The following is a 17,801-nucleotide window of genomic DNA, read 5'->3' as shown; positions in this document are numbered from 1 at the left end:
AACAAGCAAAATTCCATTTTTTGATGAGTTGAGGGTGTGTTGCGTTGTTGTTCTTCACATGTGTGCTAAACACACTGAACGCGAAACGCCTTGTACTCACCCTGCCAGCACCTCAAAAAACGGAACATTGCTATTCCCTCATCCCTGAACACAATTCCCGTTTCTATCGGTGGAGAAGATTGACTTGCCATAGTTTCTCCTCCGAGTTGAATTATCAGGCGAAAAGTTTCTTTATGTTATTTGTTGCAATGAAACCATAAACGATCGATTTTATCATTAAGATGCACCCGTCAACATATCATCTTGTTCGATGCAATGCTCTATCCATTGTGCGGTAAGTTTTTCCTGCACGGTATTTTGCTTGAGCCGTGCATTCAAACCGGGGAAGTTCACGCAATCCAGTCTCTGATCCTGGTTAAAACAGGAGAATACATAGGTCTTTTCCCCAGTCGTAATATCGAAGTGTTCTTGAATGCACTGGCCGCAAATCTCTTTCATCATGCATTGCATTGGTGAATTGATAGAACCATAGGCGTGGTGATCCGGTTTCATATAAGGTTTCAGCTCGCTATGACGGGCTCCTGCAACAGCAGCCATCATCCTGTCTGAACCAATCGCAATGATGCGATCGACCTGATTCACCGCAAGGTCTTGATGTCCTAGTTCATCGCTGGCATAGGCTTTGATAGCCTGCACGATGTTACCTACATAAGTTCGGTCCTGGGGGCGATCCGGTGTAAATCCGGGCGCTTCATCGCAGCACCAAATTACTACATCAGCGGCCATTTCAATGTCTTCGACCTTGTATCGGTCTATCATTTTTTTGTAGCCAGCAAAGTAAAGTACCTTAGAGCCGACGCTACGGAATGCCTTGCCGATGGAAAATAGCACGGCGTTGCCCAAGCCTCCACCAACCAGCATCACTGTTTCACCCGGCACAATTTCAGTAGGCGTGCCAGTTGGCCCCATAAGTACTACTGGTTCACCGGGCTTCAGCGCTGCACATAACTGCGAAGAACCACCCATTTCCAGCACAATAGTAGAGAGCAAACCTTGCTCGGCATCAACCCATGCACCGGTCAAGGCTAAACCTTCCATGACCATACGTGTACCATCGACTTGTGAGGCACTAGTCTCATAATTCTGCAGGCGATAAAATTGCCCCGGTTGAAAATTTCGCGCCGCAGCAGGCGCCTTGACGATTACTTCTATGATGGTAGGGGTAAGTCGGATCACTTGATGTATGGTGGCGCGCAGATCGTTGCTCAGGCGTGCAAGAAAATCCTGATCGCTGCCTTTATCTGCAGCGGAAACCCGTGACAACACTCTGCTCAACACCGGATAACCCTGCTTTGCACTACCCATGGCCTTGACTACGTTGCCGGAATAAGAAGGATGCAGGTCTCCGAAAAAGCTGATGAAACGGCCATCATGGTGCTTGTACTGCAGCACGTGTGCCTGCGCCGGTTTGGTATTACTACGCTCGGGTGTGACGGGCTCTCCTTGTTCGTCGCAGGCCTGGAAGTAACGTCCATCAAGCTTGAATTTTTCTGGAAATTCACGTGCCAGGACTGTGTTTGGTTGGGTACCCGCAGCCACAAAGATGGTGTGTGCAGGTAGCTGTATTAGCCCGGCTTTCTGCCATGCTCCCTCGGAATTAATTACTTGGTGCATTACCTCCATGGCAATCGCATTGCCATTGGAGTCCACCTCTACCTTCACTGGTGTCAAACCTTCAGCAAAATAGATTCCTTCCTCCAGCGCTTTTTCCACTTCCTCATGATTGAGGGTATATGAAGGGCTGTCGACCAGGCGCTTGCGATAGGCCAATGTGACGCCCCCCCATGATTTAATAAGCTGGAGGATGTTGGGGTTACGTCCTTCACTCACGGCCATTGCCCGCTCCGCGCGTATAGCACGAGCGTGACTCAAAAACTCGTCGCCTATGATTGTTTCATCCGCCGTCCACATGCTACGCAATGCAGCCTCACCCTTTTCAGCTATCAGCTTTTCGTAACGGCAAAGGAATTTCTCAACTTGCACCGGATAATAGGCGAGAGATTCAGTGGCTGTATCAATCGCAGTCAAGCCACCACCGATTACCACAACAGGTAAGCGAACTTGCATGTTGGCGATGGAGTCTGACTTGGCGGCCCCTGTCAATTGCAATGCCATCAAAAAATCAGACGCAGTGCGAACACCACATGCCATGCCGTTAGGTATGTCGAGCAATGTAGGACGGCCAGCGCCAGCAGCTAGTGCAACATGATCGAAGCCTGACTCAAAAGCACTTTCGGCAGTAATGGTTCCACCGAAACGTACGCCACCGAGTAGCGCGAACTGAGTGCGTCGTTCCAGCAGCAGGCGAATGATTTTAAGGAAATTCTTATCCCATCGAACTGTAATTCCATACTCGGCCACTCCACCAAAGCCGGCCATAACTCTGTTGTCCAGCGGCTCTTTCAATTCGCTTGCATCGTAGACTGGACTAAATGCCACTCGATTGCCATCTGCATCCACGCCAGATAAATCGCCAGGCAACGGCTCGATTTTCAAACCGTCGACACCGACAACAATATGGCCATCGTTCATCAAATGATGTGCCAGTGTAAAACCGGCAGGTCCCATGCCGACCACAAGCACGCGCTTACCGGTGCTAGCATGCGGGTAGGGACGGCGAATATTAAGGGGATTCCAACGGGTGAGCAGGCTATAAATTTCAAAGCCCCACGGTAGCTCTAGAACATCCTTCAATGACCGTGTCTCAGATTGCGGAATATTTACCGGTTCTTGCTTTTGATAGATACATGATTTCATGCAGTCATTGCAAATACGATGGCCGGTTGCGGCGCACATTGGATTATCTATTGCGATGATAGCCAAGGCACCCAATGCACAACCGGACGCTTTAACTTTATGAAATTCTGAAATTTTTTCATCCACAGGACAACCTGCCAGCGGAATTCCAAACGTGCTTTTTTTGAATGGAGGGGGAGCGTCAGCAACACCTGCTTTCTCCCGCAGTCCAATCGAGCAGGAGTCCTTGCCTTGTTCATGGCACCAGATGCAGTAATTAGCTTCACCCATGGCGCCAGCTAAGTTCGTACCTTGGTCAGTAAGGGCGAAACCTTCGCGATCACGCAGATGGCTATCCGCCAGACGATGCGCGGTATATGGAACATTTTCTACTGGAATGATAGGCACCAGGCGTTGGAAATCGAGCTTGGCAGGTATCTTGAATAATACTCCGTGCCCGTGGCGTTGTTTCCCAGTCGTGGTATGCACCGCCCAAGCCGCGTAACGCATTGCAGTATCAATCTTGTCGATATTTTCTGCCTCTGCATCAAGCCAGGTGTTAACCTGCTGGGCAAAAAGTAATTCGCTCATTTCACCAGTGGCATCGCCGAAATTTTGTAACAACTCAGTTGCGAGGGCGTCGCCATCGAAAGCTGCGGCATCAGCTGCCTTGTACTTTTGCATGGCTTTACGCTGCACAAAAAGGCGTTTGCAGTGGAACAGTGGCGCTAGCTCATGGTGTTGTTCCGCCGACTTGCGTACCGCAATCTGAATATTAAATAATTGACCAAGAAAATCTTCCAAATGCGGGGCCAGGCTAATGATGAGCTGAGATTCTTCCAGGTGCGTCAGCTGATCCGGTGCTTTACGCGCTGCTGCCAGTTTTTCCGCCAGTAATGGTTCGCTTTTAGCAAGTTCGGCCAGGAAATAAGAGTCGATACGGGGCAGCTCATCACAGCTGTAGAGATCTTCAAATTGCATTCCGAATCCCAGTTTTAAAACTGGGGGCGGCGTTACTCCACTATCAATACCTGTGATAGGTTGCTGAGAATTTAAGCTTTCCATGCAGTGCAAACTCCTGAATTTATTATGCGCAGTGAATTAAAATCGGTATGTTACATGCCACGCGAGACATCTTGCTTTCACGCGGACACTAATTGTGCGCTTTAGCAGCACGCGAACTTAAAGGAAGTTGGCCGCAAATATACCCTCGCTCAGCTAGTTTCGCGCTACGATTTTTTAAGTCCGACAGGCTGCTAGTCCCAAATATATTAAAAAACCCGGCTATACCGGGTAATGAAAATTTTTTATTAACTAGCGATTATACGATTTTATCTTCGTCACCGCACTGCTATAGCATGAAAAAGTTATAATTCAGTGCCGTAACCTGAATCATTTTATATGCCGACTATACAGCTCTTATCTGATCTGCTCATCAACCAAATCGCTGCTGGCGAAGTTATAGAACGGCCTGCTGCCGCTCTTAAGGAGATGCTGGAAAATAGCCTGGATGCGGGTGCCACTGAAATAATCGTACAGCTGGAAGGTGGTGGCGTGAAGCTGCTACGTGTGCGTGATAATGGTAATGGCATTGCCCCAGATGAGTTGCCGTTCGCCCTTATGCGCCATGCGACCAGCAAGATTGCGTCTCTAGCTGACTTGCAGCGCGTCGCCAGCATGGGCTTTCGCGGCGAGGCTTTGGCCAGCATGGCGGCAGTGGCGCAGGTAACCCTTACCAGCCGCATGAAGGAAAGCCAGCATGCTTGGCAGATTCAATCCGTGGATGGCACACAAAGCGAAGTTATTCCAGCCGCACACGCTCAGGGCACCAGTGTCGAGATACGTGAGCTGTATTTCAACACCCCGGCACGACGTAAATTTCTTAAGTCCGAAGCCACTGAGCTCGCTTATTGTGAGGAAACTTTCAAGCGCATCGCGCTTTCACGCCCGGATGTTGCCTTCAGTCTGCAGCACAACAACCGTATGATGTGGCAATTACCCATGCTTTCAGGCTCAGGCTGCGCACCTCGTGCTTCGACCCCTGCGGTTTCTGAAGTATCCTGGGATGAAAAAGCAGATGCATTGCCAAGACGTATCGAAGCTATGTTAAGCAAGGATTTTGCGCAGAGTGCGGTGCCTGTCTCGCGTAAGGCAGCTGGGTTGAATTTATATGGTATGGCTTCTCTGCCTGCCTATTCGAAAGCAACACACGAAGCTCAATATTTTTTTGTAAATGGACGTTTTATCCGTGACAAGGTAATCGCCCATGCTATCCGACAAGCCTATCAGGATATCCTTCATCATCAGCGTCATCCTGCCTTCGTCCTGTTTCTTGAGATACCTCCAGAATTGGTGGACGTGAATGTACATCCTGCCAAAACCGAAGTCCGATTTCGTGAGAGTCAGGCCATTCATCAATTTGTGTTCCATACACTGCAACAAGTGTTGAGCACGCCCGTGGCTCTAACAGAACATGCATCTGACCTGCCAAATCAACTCGCTCAGATTCCATCCGTGCAACGAACCATGTCGATGCAGCAGCCTTTACAGTTGCACACGCAGTTGCACACGGCATCACAGCCGCTGGCTTTTTACGATGCCCTTTTTGGAAAGAAGGAAAGCAGGGAAGGGGAGGAGAGAAATCAAAATGATGCACCTGGTTTAAGCACTCCGACTCAGACTTTTTTATCAGAACCAGAAATTCCGCCGCTCGGCTTTGCTTTGGCACAGCTTGCCGGTATTTACTTACTGGCGCAAAACGAGCATGGACTGGTGGTGGTGGACATGCACGCCGCTCACGAGCGAATCGTATATGAAAGACTTAAAACGGCACTTGATGGGCAGCAAATCCCCATGCAACCTATGTTAATCCCGGTGAGCTTTGCAGCCGACTCATTGGATATTGCTACTGCCGAGGAAAATCATGCAGCCATGTCACAACTCGGTTTTGATATCGCTCCATTGTCGCCGACAACACTGGCAGTGAGGGCCATGCCAGCTATGCTTAAACAGGCTAACGCTGAAGCAGCCGCACGTGATGTGTTGCATGAAATGCGTGAATACGGCGCCTCTCGAGTGCTGACCGAACGACGCAACGAAGTGTTGTCCACGATGGCTTGTCATTCTGCTGTGCGCGCCAATCAAATCCTGACCGTGCCTGAGATGAATCATATCCTGCGTGAAATGGAACGTACCGAGCGCTCCGGCCAGTGTAATCATGGTCGTCCGACCTGGTTTCAAATGAGTATTGCAGAATTAGATACGTTGTTCATGCGGGGCAAATGAACGCACTGCCCCCCGCTCTTTTTCTTATGGGCCCTACCGCTAGCGGAAAGACACAAGTGGCTGTAGAGTTGGCACAGCAGCTGCCAGTTGAAATCATTAGCGTTGATTCCGCGCTGGTGTATCGGGATATGAATATCGGCACTGCCAAGCCTGAGGCTGCTGTCCTCATTCGTGCGCCACACCATCTGATAAACATAATTGACCCAACCAGTGTTTATTCCGCTGCAGCTTTTCGCCAAGATGCGCTGCGTTTGATGAATGACATCACTCAACGCGGACACATTCCTTTGCTGGTTGGTGGCACCATGTTGTATTTTCGCGCCTTGCTCTTTGGTCTGAATGAACTACCGCAGGCCAACGCTGAAGTGCGTGCTGCCTTGGACGAGCAATCCATACGTGTCGGTTGGCCTGCAATGCATGCGGAATTGGCTCGGGTTGATCCTGAAACGGCTGCTCTTCTAAAACCGAATGACGCGCAGCGTATCCAGCGCGCTCTGGAAGTTTATCAACTTTCAGGTCAGCCATTGTCCGCGCTGTTTAAGCAGCAAAACAAACAGCCGCTGCCTTATAGTGTCATGCAGATTGCGCTCATCCCAAGTGAACGTAGCAAGTTGCATGCACGTATCGCCACACGATTTGCTGCCATGCTTAAACTTGGCTTGGTGGATGAATTGCTAGCACTTAAAGAAAAATATGCGTTGCATCCCAATCTGCCCTCCATGCGCTGTGTAGGCTATCGTCAGGCATGGCAGTTTCTCGACAAAGAAATAAACGAAACAGAGTTATTGGACAAGGGCAATGCCGCCACGCGTCAATTAGCTAAGCGTCAACTTACCTGGTTGCGCGGTATGCCGGAAATAATCGAATTTGATTGTTTAGCCAATAATCTTGCGCAGCAAATACTTGCCGTCGCGAGCCAGCTAGAAAATATTTCACCCAAAGAGTGGAAGCAGGATTTGTACTAAAAAAATCAGGAACGCAGTTCGTCATAGGCTCCTGAATCTACACTGGCGCACCGATCATAACCTTCACTTCTTCCGGATCCATATGCAAAAGATTGCCAATATCTATATAGTCATCGGGCAGAGCAGCATCGTCCCAGCCATTGGCAGAGTGGTGCGCAAGATTGACGGCAAGAAAGACGTTGCGCACACGCTGTTGATCGGTACTTTCGCCATCCATAAGTGTGATCAGCAACTTGGGTAGTGACCATTTAAATGCCAATGCTGATTGCAAACAAAACAATGTAAAGCCTAACACCTGTTCTTGAGCAATATTGCTACGTAATGTTTTATCTTGTCGCTGCAGGGCACGAATTTTTAGCATATCTTCAGGCGCAAAACACCACATTAGTAGTTCGGTAATATCGAATAACAACGCAGCGATCCGTATTTCTTCCAGATGCAAGTCACTCAAGTGTACCGCCCAATCAACAGCGAAATCAGATGCACGGTTTGAACGGTGCGTCAATCTCAACAAGCAGCTAAGGGCATCCGTCTGCCCGTTGAGCACTGTTTCTACCAGCGGTTCTGCGGGCACTTTTTCAAAAAATATGTCGATACCTAACATCATTAATGCTTGATCCACCTGTATTACTTCATGTTCTTGACTGGGGCGCTTTTTGTGTTGCAGATGGCGAAGCAGCTTGACGGTCATCATGGGGTCGTGCCTGATAATATTGGCAACGCCACGCGCGCTAAGGTTTTTTTCATCCTGGCGTAAAGCAGACAGATTGCGAGCGGTTTTTTTCAATACGGGGATATCGACTTGACTGAGAAAATCGACCCATGTTGTCAATTCCCGCATTTGATGATGTTGCATAACGGCTCCTTTACGTATCATTTCTAACCTATTGGATACTTCGACAAGCCGGATTGAATCTTTAGAGGTGCCCTCAAGTAGTTTGCACTGCTGTGTCAGCTATGCAATTGAATATATATTATTATGTTAAGCGACATTGTAAGGCTTATTGATTAAGGTCTTCCTCCCGCACTTCCATAAGTGTGTTTAGTACCCATCCAGAAAACAAATCGCTGGCTTGAACTTGTAGCCAGTCACCCTGATAGGCCTGTGCAGTCAGCGCGGAATTTTTTTTTAGTGTGGCAAGCTTAGTCGCCTTGCTGAAAGGTCTTTGCCGCAGATTGACGTTGCTCTTGGCGCGTAAAGGAATGGGGACATTGAAGAATACCCTAGTAAGGTGAGGTCCAGATGCCTTGCGTGTGTGGTTACTCATCACCATCTCGATGAATTCTCGTGCCTGTGCGGAGTGGTCCATGGCTGCGCCATAGTTTCCTTTGGCGTAAGACGCCGTGGCGGCATTAAGGAGCCTCTGCGCCTGCAGTGTTCGTTCGGGCGTTGTGGCCTGAGATGACTTTAAACTTACCATCGCTACCTCTGCTTCCGCTATTGATGAGGCAGCACTGGGTTGTGTGGCGAGACGTCGTAGTCTCACTTGGTCACGGGTGACTTTACTGGTGGATTCCTGTAATGCTTTGGCCTGGTTTTGCTGGCGTAGGTTCAGGTTTCGGATCTGTTCTTCTTTTTCCGCCAACAGTTGCTCCAGACGTTCGATTTTACGTTGTTGCACTTCGTAAAGATCTTGCGGCGGGATTATGGCTGCTGGGATTGAGTTTGCCGGGATCGGCTTCGGGAGGGTGCACCCCGTCATGCTCAAATATAGAAGTGCAATAACTGTTCCGCATAGGATGTGACGCGCCCTAATTTTGAGCAAGCTCAATAATGTGTATGACAGTATCTGCAATCTTGCCACTTTGTCTTCCCCTAAAATGTGGTACAACCGTACCACAGCGTACATTTTCATGCGGTCAAAATTACTTGTTTTAACGCAGATTCCATTATGATGCACAAGCGGTTAAATAATTTCTTTGAATTAGCAAATTGTGGTTAACCAATAGCGAATTTATTAGGACGGTCGTATGCTTATCGCAGCCAGTTGATTTGCGGGCTCATTGCTTTAATCCGTTGAGTGATCGGAATGTCAGGCGAGCGGGTGATGAATAGGCTGCAAATTTCCCACATGGTCGTCAAATTGAGAGAGAATATACGGGGTGTTTAATTGCCTCGTCCCGTGTGATTATACCCTCGTCCGTTGCTGGTCACCGTTTAGAGTCCGTCAGTTAGTACAAGATAATATTGAGTTGTTGCAGGGAGAAGACGAAATGAGTCAAGACCATTCACGTACCCGCACGAAAATTTCTATCACGACCTCAAAAGCTGACTGATCGAGCTATTAATCCTATGATACTTAATGAGTTTGTACACTGTCAGGTTGAAAATGGCCCGATGTGTATGTTACTGGAGTAGACGATGCAGCGCATTCTTATCATTCTGGGCGTTGCACTACTGGTTATAGGTCTTCTCTGGCCATGGCTTTCCAGGCTCCCTTTCGGACGTTTGCCCGGCGATATCTCCGTTACACGCGAGAACTTCAGCTTCCACTTTCCATTGATGACCAGCCTGTTGGTGTCGTTGCTGCTGACTCTGTTGCTCTGGTGGTGGCGAAAGTAGATCCGCTTTCAAAAGCTGCACGAATTGCTTCCAGTCTCTTTCTGTTCGTGCCAAAATCTTTCTTGCCCAGGCGTGACGCAGAGCGCATGTTAATGACGCCAGCCTGGTCATCTAGCGCAAACTCTACGTCATCGGTGAACTTCATTAGACTGCTCCGAAATTCGGCGTATAAATAAGTGGGTTCTGCGACAATCACTGTTGTGTTGTTCATATTGCGCACTATATTAGTCAATTTGACAAAGGCAGCTTTACCGTCACCTTGATATGTTAGCGGAGCAATGATGTGGTAGTCACTGTGCGGATGTTGTGCAGCTTGGCTGGAGATGCTATTGAATGATTTAGCAAGTGGTGCTTTCAGTTTGCCATCATGCAGGCCAAGATCGGTTGGGCGTTTTCCATTGAATAAGCCAGCCTGACCTGCAATGATTGTAACTATCGTGAGTGTGAACAGTAAGATGGTAATTCTTCGGATGATTTTGATCATGAGGTAGTTAATAAAAATTCATATGGTTATAGTCATTGCAATGATTGTTATTACTGTAACGGCTATTACAGTAAAGTCGACAAGTGTCAAGATAATGAGAGTTGAACTTTTCCTGGTTTGCTATTTGCTAAGCCTATTACAGTAATGGTTTCATCTATTCGTGATACCTGTACTGACTACATACGATAGATATATTTTTCAATATGTTAGATATTTTAATAGCTGGGATGGTCTATCAATTTCGCCTTCTGCAGGCCACCTGGATAATTCCTCCGGAGAGCCGATGTAGCCATAGCGGGCGATGATGCAGCGCATCCCGGCAGCTTGCGCTGCATCCGCATCACGTTTGTCATCACCAAGATACAGGCATAGCTGTGGCGCGATATTAAGCAATTCACTGGCCTTCAGTAGCGAATCCGGGAAGGGCTTGGCACGCGCACATGTGTCACCACTGATAAGGCATGAAGCGCGCTGCGCATAGCCCAGTGCTTGCATCAATGGCATGGTGAAGCGGTGGGGTTTGTTAGTGACGATACCCCAAGGTAGGCCACGTTGCTCCAGTATATCGATCAGTTCCGCCATTCCTGGGAACAGGGTGGTGTGAACGCAAATATGGCTAGCATAATAATCCAAGAAGGCATTGCGCAAGTCCGCATAATTTGGCGCATCTGGTTCAATGTTAAAACCCAGTTTCAGCAAGCCAAGAGAACCATGCGAAGCTTGTGGGCGAATCGTTTCCAATGCCATGGGTGGCCTGTCATGGAGGGTGCGCAGGTGGTTAAGCGCGGCGCCCAAATCGGGTGCTGTGTCAGCGAAAGTGCCGTCTAGATCAAACAGGATGGCACTAGTCACGACGACAGGCGAGCAGGTAGTTAACGTCAGTATTCTGGCTGAGTGAGTAAGTTTTATGGAGGGGGTGGTAATTCATGCCACTAATGTCGCTAATATTAAGCCCTGCATTGCGGCAAAATTGTGCGAGTTCGGACGGTTTAATAAATTTAGCATAATCGTGCGTGCCACGCGGCAGCAAATGAAGTAAGTATTCCGCGCCAATCACCGCGAACAGATAGGATTTTGGGTTGCGATTTAGAGTGGAAAAAAACACATGACCCCCCGGCTTAGCTAGTCGCGCGCAGGCATTCACAGTGCTGGAAGGGTCTGGCACATGTTCGAGTAATTCCATGCAAGTAACTACATCGTAGTGGGCTGGCTGTTCTGCCGCCAGATTTTCTACGGCGATTTTGCGGTAGTCTACTTGTTGGCCACTTTCCAGCAAGTGTAGTCTGGCAATTTGCAGCGCTTTTTCGCTCAGATCAATGCCTGTTACCTGTGCGCCAAGCGCGGCCATGCTTTCCGACAGGATGCCGCCGCCACAGCCGACATCCAGCACAGTCTTTCCGGTCAGGGCCGCAATACCGTTGATATAGTTCAAACGTAGTGGGTTGATTTCATGTAGGGGCTTGAATTCACCGTTGGTATCCCACCAGTTATGGGCGAGCTGACTAAATTTTTCCAGTTCAATGGGGTCAGCATTTGTCATGATGTGCTCATATTCGGGGTGAAATGGGGAATGTATCAAAACTTGCCTTGAACCGCCAGTTAATCAAGCGGCTTAATTTCAGGTTATATGCAGCAAAGAAATTATGTTTTGTCTCGCTTGAGGTGGCCATGTTAAACTTACAGATTGTTTTACAAGAAAAACTAGTGTATCCGCTATACCTATGGAACAATTTGCTAAAGAGATTCTGGTAGTTAGTCTTGAGGATGAGATGCGCAAGTCGTATCTTGACTATGCAATGAGCGTGATTGTTGGGCGCGCTTTGCCTGACGTGCGTGATGGCCTTAAACCGGTGCATCGCCGAGCGCTGTTTTCCATGCATGAACTATCCAACGACTGGAACAAGTCCTACAAAAAGTCGGCGCGTATTGTGGGCGACGTGATAGGTAAATACCATCCGCATGGCGATACAGCGGTGTACGACACTATCGTTCGTATGGCGCAGACATTTTCGCTGCGTTATCCTTTGGTCGATGGTCAGGGTAACTTTGGTTCAGTGGATGGCGATAACGCAGCGGCGATGCGTTATACCGAAATTCGCATGGCGCGAATTGCGCATGAGCTGCTGGCTGATTTGGACAAGGAAACCGTTGATTTCGGACCTAATTACGATGGTTCCGAGCATGAGCCGTTGGTGTTTCCGGCGCGCTTTCCCAATCTGTTGGTCAATGGTTCAACCGGGATTGCCGTGGGTATGGCGACTAATATTCCGCCGCACAATCTCGGCGAGGTGATTGATGCCTGTCTGGCACTACTGCAAGCCCCTGATCTGGATATTGAGCAATTGATAGAATATATACCAGCGCCAGACTTTCCAACTGCGGGTTTTATATATGGTTTAGCAGGCGTAAAGGAAGGTTACCGAACCGGGCGCGGGCGAGTTGTAATGCGTGCGCGCACTCATTTCGAAAATATCGAAAAGGGGAATAATCGCCAAGCTATTATTATTGATGAGTTGCCTTATCAAGTGAATAAAGCCAACTTGTTAATAAAAATTGGCGAGCTGGTGCGAGAGAAGAAAATTGAGGGGATTTCCGAAATTCGCGACGAATCGGATAAATCTGGAATGCGCGCTGTGATTGAACTAAAGCGCAATGAAATGCCGGAAATAATACTCAATCAATTGTTTAAAATGACGCAGCTGCAAGACAGTTTTGGCATGAATATGGTGGCCTTGATCGACGGCCAACCTAAATTGCTGAATTTGAAGCAGTTCCTGGATGCATTCCTGCGCCATCGGCGAGAAGTTGTAACGCGGCGTACGATATTTGATTTGCGCAAGGCGCGGGATCGTGGCCATATTCTGGAAGGTTTGGCAGTCGCACTCTCCAACGTAGATGAAATCATTGCGTTGATTAAAGCGGCCGCGAGTCCCGCGATAGCCAAGCAGGGTCTTATGTCACGGACATGGCGATCTACACTGGTCGAGGAATTGTTGAGCCGAGTTAGCGATGCTTCCCGTCCGGAAAATTTGGAGCCGGAATTTGGTATGTCAGGACAGGGCGAGTTGCGCGCGTATCGACTTTCGGACGTGCAAGCACAAGCTATTCTGGAATTACGCTTGCAGCGTTTAACCGGGCTGGAGCAAGATAAAATTGTCAACGAATATCGCGACGTGATGGACAAGATTATCGATTTGCTTGATATTCTGGCCAAGCCAGAGCGCGTAACGCAAATTATCGTTGACGAGTTGGTTGCCATTAAAGCTCAATACGGAGACAAGCGCCGTAGCGAAATCATCACTCATACTCATGATATGAGCATGGAAGACCTGATCACCCCGGAGGACGTGGTGGTTACGATGTCGCATGGCGGTTACATGAAAGCGCAGCCGTTAGCGGAATACGTGGCGCAGAAACGCGGTGGTCGTGGAAAGCAGGCTGCGCCGCCTAAAGAGGACGACTTTGTAGATAGCCTGTTTATCGCCAACACGCACGATTATATTCTGTGTTTTTCCAGTCGTGGTCAAGTGTACTGGATCAAGGTATACGACGTACCTCAGGGTGCTCGTACCGCCCGCGGTCGGCCAATCGTTAATCTGTTGCCGCTGGAAAGTGGCGAGAAGATCAACGCGATTCTGCCGGTAAAAGAGTTCTCGGAAGATCAATATGTATTCTTTGCTACCGCCATGGGCACGGTGAAGAAGACTGCGTTGTCTGATTTCGCCAACCCGCGTAAGGCCGGCATCATCGCTATTAAATTGGATGAAGGTGATTATTTGATCGGTGTAGCTTTGACTGATGGCAAGCATGACGTAATGTTGTTTTCTAATGGAGGCAAAGCGGTACGTTTCGACGAAAACGATGTACGTTCCATGGGCCGAGTGTCGCGCGGTGTGCGTGGCATGAAGCTGGCTGCGAAGCAATGCGTAATTGCACTCTTGGTGGCTAGCGATGAAAGCCAAGCGGTATTGACTGCGACCGAGAATGGCTACGGCAAGCGCACGCCAATTTCAGAATATACACGCCATGGCCGGGGGACTCAGGGCATGATTGCAATTCAGGCTTCTGCCCGGAATGGTAAGGTGGTAGCGGCTACTTTGGTAAACGAGGAAGATGAAATTATGTTGATTGGAACTAATGGCGTACTAATCCGCACTCGAGTCAATGAAATCCGTGAAATGAGTCGTTCTACGCAGGGCGTGACACTAATTAATCTAGGCAAAGACGACAAGCTGGCGGGTTTGAGCCGTATTGCCGATCCAGAGCCGGAAGATCTTTCTCCTTTAATCCAAACCGATTAAAAAATAGGAAAACTATGACAATTTATAATTTCAGCGCAGGTCCCGCAGTATTACCGCATGAGGTGTTGCAACAGGCACGGGAAGAGATGCTGGACTGGCATGACAGTGGCATGGCAGTTATGGAAATGAGTCACCGCGGCAAGGAGTTTATGAGTATTGCCGCTGCGGCGGAAAGCGATTTACGTGATCTACTCGTGATTCCCTCTAATTACAAGGTGTTATTCCTGCAAGGCGGGGCGAGTTTGCAATTTTCCATGATCCCACTGAATTTGTTACGTGGTAAGACTTCAGCAAATTACGTTTATACCGGTGAATGGTCCAAAAAAGCAATAGCCGAAGCGAAAAAATTTAGTAATGTAAATATTGTGGCTAGCGGCGCGGACAAGAATTTTTCTTATGTGCCGTCGTTTGATACTTGGCAGTGTGACCCGAATGCAGCCTACTTGCATTACACGTCGAATGAGACGATAGGCGGAGTCGAATTTAATTGGGTTCCGGAAACAGGTGAAATACCTTTGGTGGCAGACATGTCATCTAACATATTATCGCGCCAGTTTGATGTATCTAAATATGGTCTGATTTATGCTGGCGCGCAGAAAAATATTGGTCCGGCTGGGTTATGTATTGTTATCGTGCGCGATGACCTGATTGGTAATGCTTCACCGAACACGCCCTCTATGCTGGATTACAAGATTCATGCTGACAATGATTCAATGTATAACACGCCACCCACTTACGGAATTTACGTGGCTGGGTTGGTATTCCAGTGGCTCAAGCGCAATGGTGGATTGGCGCAGATGGAGCAGACCAATATCAGAAAATCAAATTTGCTATATCAGGCTATCGATGCTAGCAATGGTTTTTATAATTGCCCAGTGGTCAAGTCGGATCGTTCACGCATGAACGTGCCATTCACCCTGAAAGATGCCAGTCTGGATGGCGAGTTTCTAAAACAGGCGGATTCGAACGGCCTATTGCAACTGAAAGGACATCGCTCTGTCGGTGGCATGCGCGCTTCCATTTACAATGCTATGCCGCTGGAAGGCGTGCAGGCTTTGGTTGATTTTATAACACATTTTGAAAATAAACATGGCTAAGACTTTTAAGGTACTGACATTAAATAAAATTTCTACGGTTGGGCTTGCCTGCTTGCCCGCTACAAACTATGTTGTTGGCAACGACATCACAGAACCTGATGCAATCCTGGTGCGTTCGCAGAATATGCTGGAGATGGATATTCCAACTAGTGTTAAAGCCATCGCCCGCGCGGGTGCAGGCACTAATAATGTACCTATAAAAAAAATGAGTGCGCGAGGTGTGCCAGTTTTTAACGCTGCGGGTGCCAATGCCAACGCCGTGAAGGAGTTGGTCATCGCGGGTATGCTGCTGGCATCACGCAAATTGATTGCTGCGCATCATTTCACCTCCAATTTGAAGGGTGATAATGCCACGATGCATAAGCTGGTCGAGGATGGCAAAAAAAATTATGCAGGTATCGAATTGAATGGCCGTACCTTGGGGATTATTGGTTTAGGTGCCATAGGTCGTCTGGTAGCGGATGCCGCCATTGGTATGGGCATGAAAGTGGTTGGATTCGACCCTGAAATTACCGTGGAAGGAGCATGGGGACTGTCTTCTCGGGTTAAGAAAGCGCACAGCATAGAAGAGCTGCTTAAGCAAAGTGATTTTGTTACCCTGCACATCCCCTTGCTGGATGCTACACGCGGTTTGATTAATGAGCAGCGCGTACAAGCGATGAAGCGAGGAAGTGTGTTACTGAACTTTGCGCGTGATGGCATCGTCGATGAAGACGCAGTGCTGGCGGGAATTGCCGCCAAACGAATTCAAAACTATGTTTGCGATTTTCCTATGCAGAAAACGCAAGGCCATCCAGCAGTGATTGCCCTGCCTCATCTGGGTGCTTCTACGCAAGAGGCGGAAGATAACTGTGCGGTAATGGTGGCGAAAGAAGTGCGTGACTATTTGGAGCATGGCAACTTGAACAATGCGGTAAATTTTCCTACTGTTAATATGCCACGTGAATCATCTTTCCGTATCGCCATCGCTAATGCCAACGTGCCGAATATGTTGGGACAGATTTCAACCGCCTTGGCCGGAGCCGGCGTTAATATCCACAATATGATAAATAAATCACGTGGAGAGATGGCTTACACACTGGTTGACACAGATATCGCTACACCTCCTGAAATGATCGCGCAGATTGCTGCCATTCCAGGTGTGCTCATGGTGCGCGATTTGCATTTAGATGCTTAAGCAATATGGATGTCTGAGCAATGAAAGATGAGCTCAAGAAATATCGTGAACAAATCGACTTAATTGACGAGAATTTGCTCAATTTATTCAACCAGCGCGCGTCGCTGGCAAAGCAAATCGGTCATTATAAGGGTAAAAATGCAGTGCTGCGACCTGAGCGCGAGGCGCAGATATTGCGGCACATGGTTAGTAATAATCCCGGTCCGTTGCCGAGTCAAAGTATCACGCAATTATTTACCGAAGTCATGTCTCACTGCCGTGCATTAGAGTCGCAGCTATGTGTTGCTTTCTTGGGGCCAAGTGGAACTTTCAGTCAAGAAGCAGTAGAGAAGCGTTTTGGACATGCAGTACTTAGCAAGCCGTGCGTTTCGATAGATGAAGTTTTTCAAACTGTAGAAAGTGGCGAGGCAAATTATGGGGTGGTGCCGGTGGAGAACTCAACTGAGGGTGCCATTGGACGCACATTAGATTTATTGTTACAAAGCCAGCTCAAAGTGTGTGGAGAAGTGATGCTGCCGGTACATCAATGTTTGATGTCACAAGCAACTGATATTTCGGTTATTAATAAAGTATTTTCGCATTCTCAATCTTTGGGGCAGTGCCAAGTCTGGCTGAATTCGAATTTGCCTAATGCCGAGCGCGTGCCAGTTGGCAGCAATGCGCAGGCGATTCTTCTGGCTTTGGAACAGCAGGCTGATAGTGCGGCAATCGCAAGTGCAAAGGCTGCAAAAAATTACGATATTCCATTATTGGCTCAAAATATTGAAGATGACCCGCGCAATACCACGCGTTTTTTAGTCATCGGAAATCAGGATGTTGCACCATCCGGTAAGGATAAGACCTCATTGGTTATGTCCGCGCCTAATCGCCCAGGCGCGGTATACGAATTGCTGGCGCCGCTGGCAAAAAATGATGTCAGCATGACCAAGCTGGAATCACGGCCGGCGCGTTCTGGCATGTGGGAGTATATGTTCTATATGGATATTGAAGGCCATCAGCATGAGCCCAAAGTGGTGGCCGCACTGGTCGAATTAAAGCAGATCGCCGCATTCGTAAAAACGCTAGGTTCATACCCAGCTACTGTATAAAACCGTTTGTAAAATATAAAAATATTGTTATTGTCGGAAAAACAA

Annotated in this window: 13 protein-coding genes; 7 read left to right on the top strand and 6 right to left on the bottom strand. The window is 48.3% G+C overall.

The features are described from left to right. Positions 1–276 precede the first annotated feature (276 nt). Positions 277–3,861 (bottom strand): FAD-dependent oxidoreductase, encoded by a 3,585-nt coding sequence (locus MJ770_RS00620; RefSeq protein WP_239249365.1) that lies wholly within the window; start codon positions 3,859–3,861, stop codon positions 277–279. A 336-nt stretch (positions 3,862–4,197) separates the two neighbouring features. Here MJ770_RS00620 and mutL point away from each other — a divergent pair, with 336 nt between their 5' ends. Both mutL and miaA read left to right on the top strand, forming a co-directional pair. Continuing rightward, a complete protein-coding gene (mutL, locus tag MJ770_RS00615) occupies positions 4,198–6,081 on the top strand; it encodes a DNA mismatch repair endonuclease MutL (protein ID WP_239249363.1) in 1,884 nt (627 codons plus the stop codon). Then, entirely contained in the window at positions 6,078–7,046 is a 969-nt protein-coding gene (miaA, locus tag MJ770_RS00610) for a tRNA (adenosine(37)-N6)-dimethylallyltransferase MiaA (RefSeq protein WP_239249361.1), read from the top strand. Before mutL ends, miaA begins: the two co-directional genes overlap by 4 nt. 37 nt (positions 7,047–7,083) lie before the next feature. On the opposite strand, the gene MJ770_RS00605 is transcribed toward miaA, so the two are convergent. Then, complete coding sequence (locus MJ770_RS00605; protein WP_239249359.1) at positions 7,084–7,902, bottom strand: HDOD domain-containing protein; 819 nt, start codon at positions 7,900–7,902, stop codon at positions 7,084–7,086. Positions 7,903–8,047: 145 nt separating this feature from the next. Next, positions 8,048–8,902 carry an SH3 domain-containing protein gene (locus tag MJ770_RS00600; protein WP_239249357.1) on the bottom strand — a complete coding sequence of 285 codons (855 nt, stop codon included), beginning with the start codon at positions 8,900–8,902 and terminating at the stop codon, positions 8,048–8,050. 506 nt (positions 8,903–9,408) lie between these two features. On the opposite strand from MJ770_RS00600, the gene MJ770_RS00595 reads away from it, so the two are divergent. After that, positions 9,409–9,609, top strand: a complete 201-nt coding sequence (locus tag MJ770_RS00595; RefSeq protein WP_239249355.1) for a DUF2905 domain-containing protein — start codon at positions 9,409–9,411, stop codon at positions 9,607–9,609. Here MJ770_RS00595 and MJ770_RS00590 read toward each other — a convergent pair. From MJ770_RS00590 to ubiG, 3 genes are all read right to left on the bottom strand, one after another. Beyond that, positions 9,530–10,093 carry a DUF1499 domain-containing protein gene (locus MJ770_RS00590; protein WP_239249353.1) on the bottom strand — a complete coding sequence of 188 codons (564 nt, stop codon included), beginning with the start codon at positions 10,091–10,093 and terminating at the stop codon, positions 9,530–9,532. The two genes, MJ770_RS00595 and MJ770_RS00590, sit on opposite strands and share 80 nt — an antisense overlap. Before the next feature lie 198 nt (positions 10,094–10,291). Beyond that, a complete protein-coding gene (locus MJ770_RS00585; RefSeq protein WP_239249351.1) occupies positions 10,292–10,945 on the bottom strand; it encodes an HAD-IA family hydrolase in 654 nt (217 codons plus the stop codon). Continuing rightward, positions 10,938–11,633 (bottom strand): bifunctional 2-polyprenyl-6-hydroxyphenol methylase/3-demethylubiquinol 3-O-methyltransferase UbiG, encoded by a 696-nt coding sequence (gene ubiG, locus MJ770_RS00580; RefSeq protein WP_239249349.1) that lies wholly within the window; start codon positions 11,631–11,633, stop codon positions 10,938–10,940. The genes MJ770_RS00585 and ubiG overlap by 8 nt, the downstream gene beginning before the upstream one ends. Positions 11,634–11,814: 181 nt before the next feature. Here ubiG and gyrA point away from each other — a divergent pair, with 181 nt between their 5' ends. The 4 genes from gyrA to pheA are packed head-to-tail and all read left to right on the top strand — an operon-like array spanning position 11,815 to position 17,756. Then, positions 11,815–14,394 carry a DNA gyrase subunit A gene (gene gyrA / locus MJ770_RS00575; protein ID WP_239249347.1) on the top strand — a complete coding sequence of 860 codons (2,580 nt, stop codon included), beginning with the start codon at positions 11,815–11,817 and terminating at the stop codon, positions 14,392–14,394. 14 nt (positions 14,395–14,408) lie between these two features. Further along, on the top strand, positions 14,409–15,491 hold the full coding sequence (serC, locus tag MJ770_RS00570; protein WP_239249345.1) for a 3-phosphoserine/phosphohydroxythreonine transaminase: 1,083 nt from the start codon (positions 14,409–14,411) through the stop codon (positions 15,489–15,491). Beyond that, positions 15,484–16,668 (top strand): phosphoglycerate dehydrogenase, encoded by a 1,185-nt coding sequence (locus MJ770_RS00565; protein WP_239249343.1) that lies wholly within the window; start codon positions 15,484–15,486, stop codon positions 16,666–16,668. Before serC ends, MJ770_RS00565 begins: the two co-directional genes overlap by 8 nt. Positions 16,669–16,688: 20 nt before the next feature. Continuing rightward, a complete protein-coding gene (gene pheA / locus MJ770_RS00560; protein WP_239249341.1) occupies positions 16,689–17,756 on the top strand; it encodes a prephenate dehydratase in 1,068 nt (355 codons plus the stop codon). Positions 17,757–17,801 lie beyond the last annotated feature (45 nt).

Source organism: Candidatus Nitrotoga sp. M5 (assembly GCF_927904885.1).
Taxonomy (GTDB): Bacteria; Pseudomonadota; Gammaproteobacteria; order Burkholderiales; family Gallionellaceae; genus Nitrotoga.
This window is presented reverse-complemented; position numbering and strand designations above follow the sequence as displayed.

What these genes read in the sequence shown, in the direction of transcription:
- MJ770_RS00620 (WP_239249365.1), bottom strand. Translation starts at nt 3,861, where the DNA reads ATGGAAAGCTTAAATTCTCAGCAACCTATCACAGGTATTGATAGTGGA.
- mutL (WP_239249363.1), top strand. Translation starts at nt 4,198, where the DNA reads ATGCCGACTATACAGCTCTTATCTGATCTGCTCATCAACCAAATCGCT.
- miaA (WP_239249361.1), top strand. Translation starts at nt 6,078, where the DNA reads ATGAACGCACTGCCCCCCGCTCTTTTTCTTATGGGCCCTACCGCTAGC.
- MJ770_RS00605 (WP_239249359.1), bottom strand. Translation starts at nt 7,902, where the DNA reads ATGCAACATCATCAAATGCGGGAATTGACAACATGGGTCGATTTTCTC.
- MJ770_RS00600 (WP_239249357.1), bottom strand. Translation starts at nt 8,902, where the DNA reads ATGAAAATGTACGCTGTGGTACGGTTGTACCACATTTTAGGGGAAGAC.
- MJ770_RS00595 (WP_239249355.1), top strand. Translation starts at nt 9,409, where the DNA reads ATGCAGCGCATTCTTATCATTCTGGGCGTTGCACTACTGGTTATAGGT.
- MJ770_RS00590 (WP_239249353.1), bottom strand. Translation starts at nt 10,093, where the DNA reads ATGATCAAAATCATCCGAAGAATTACCATCTTACTGTTCACACTCACG.
- ubiG (WP_239249349.1), bottom strand. Translation starts at nt 11,633, where the DNA reads ATGACAAATGCTGACCCCATTGAACTGGAAAAATTTAGTCAGCTCGCC.
- gyrA (WP_239249347.1), top strand. Translation starts at nt 11,815, where the DNA reads ATGGAACAATTTGCTAAAGAGATTCTGGTAGTTAGTCTTGAGGATGAG.
- serC (WP_239249345.1), top strand. Translation starts at nt 14,409, where the DNA reads ATGACAATTTATAATTTCAGCGCAGGTCCCGCAGTATTACCGCATGAG.
- MJ770_RS00565 (WP_239249343.1), top strand. Translation starts at nt 15,484, where the DNA reads ATGGCTAAGACTTTTAAGGTACTGACATTAAATAAAATTTCTACGGTT.
- pheA (WP_239249341.1), top strand. Translation starts at nt 16,689, where the DNA reads ATGAAAGATGAGCTCAAGAAATATCGTGAACAAATCGACTTAATTGAC.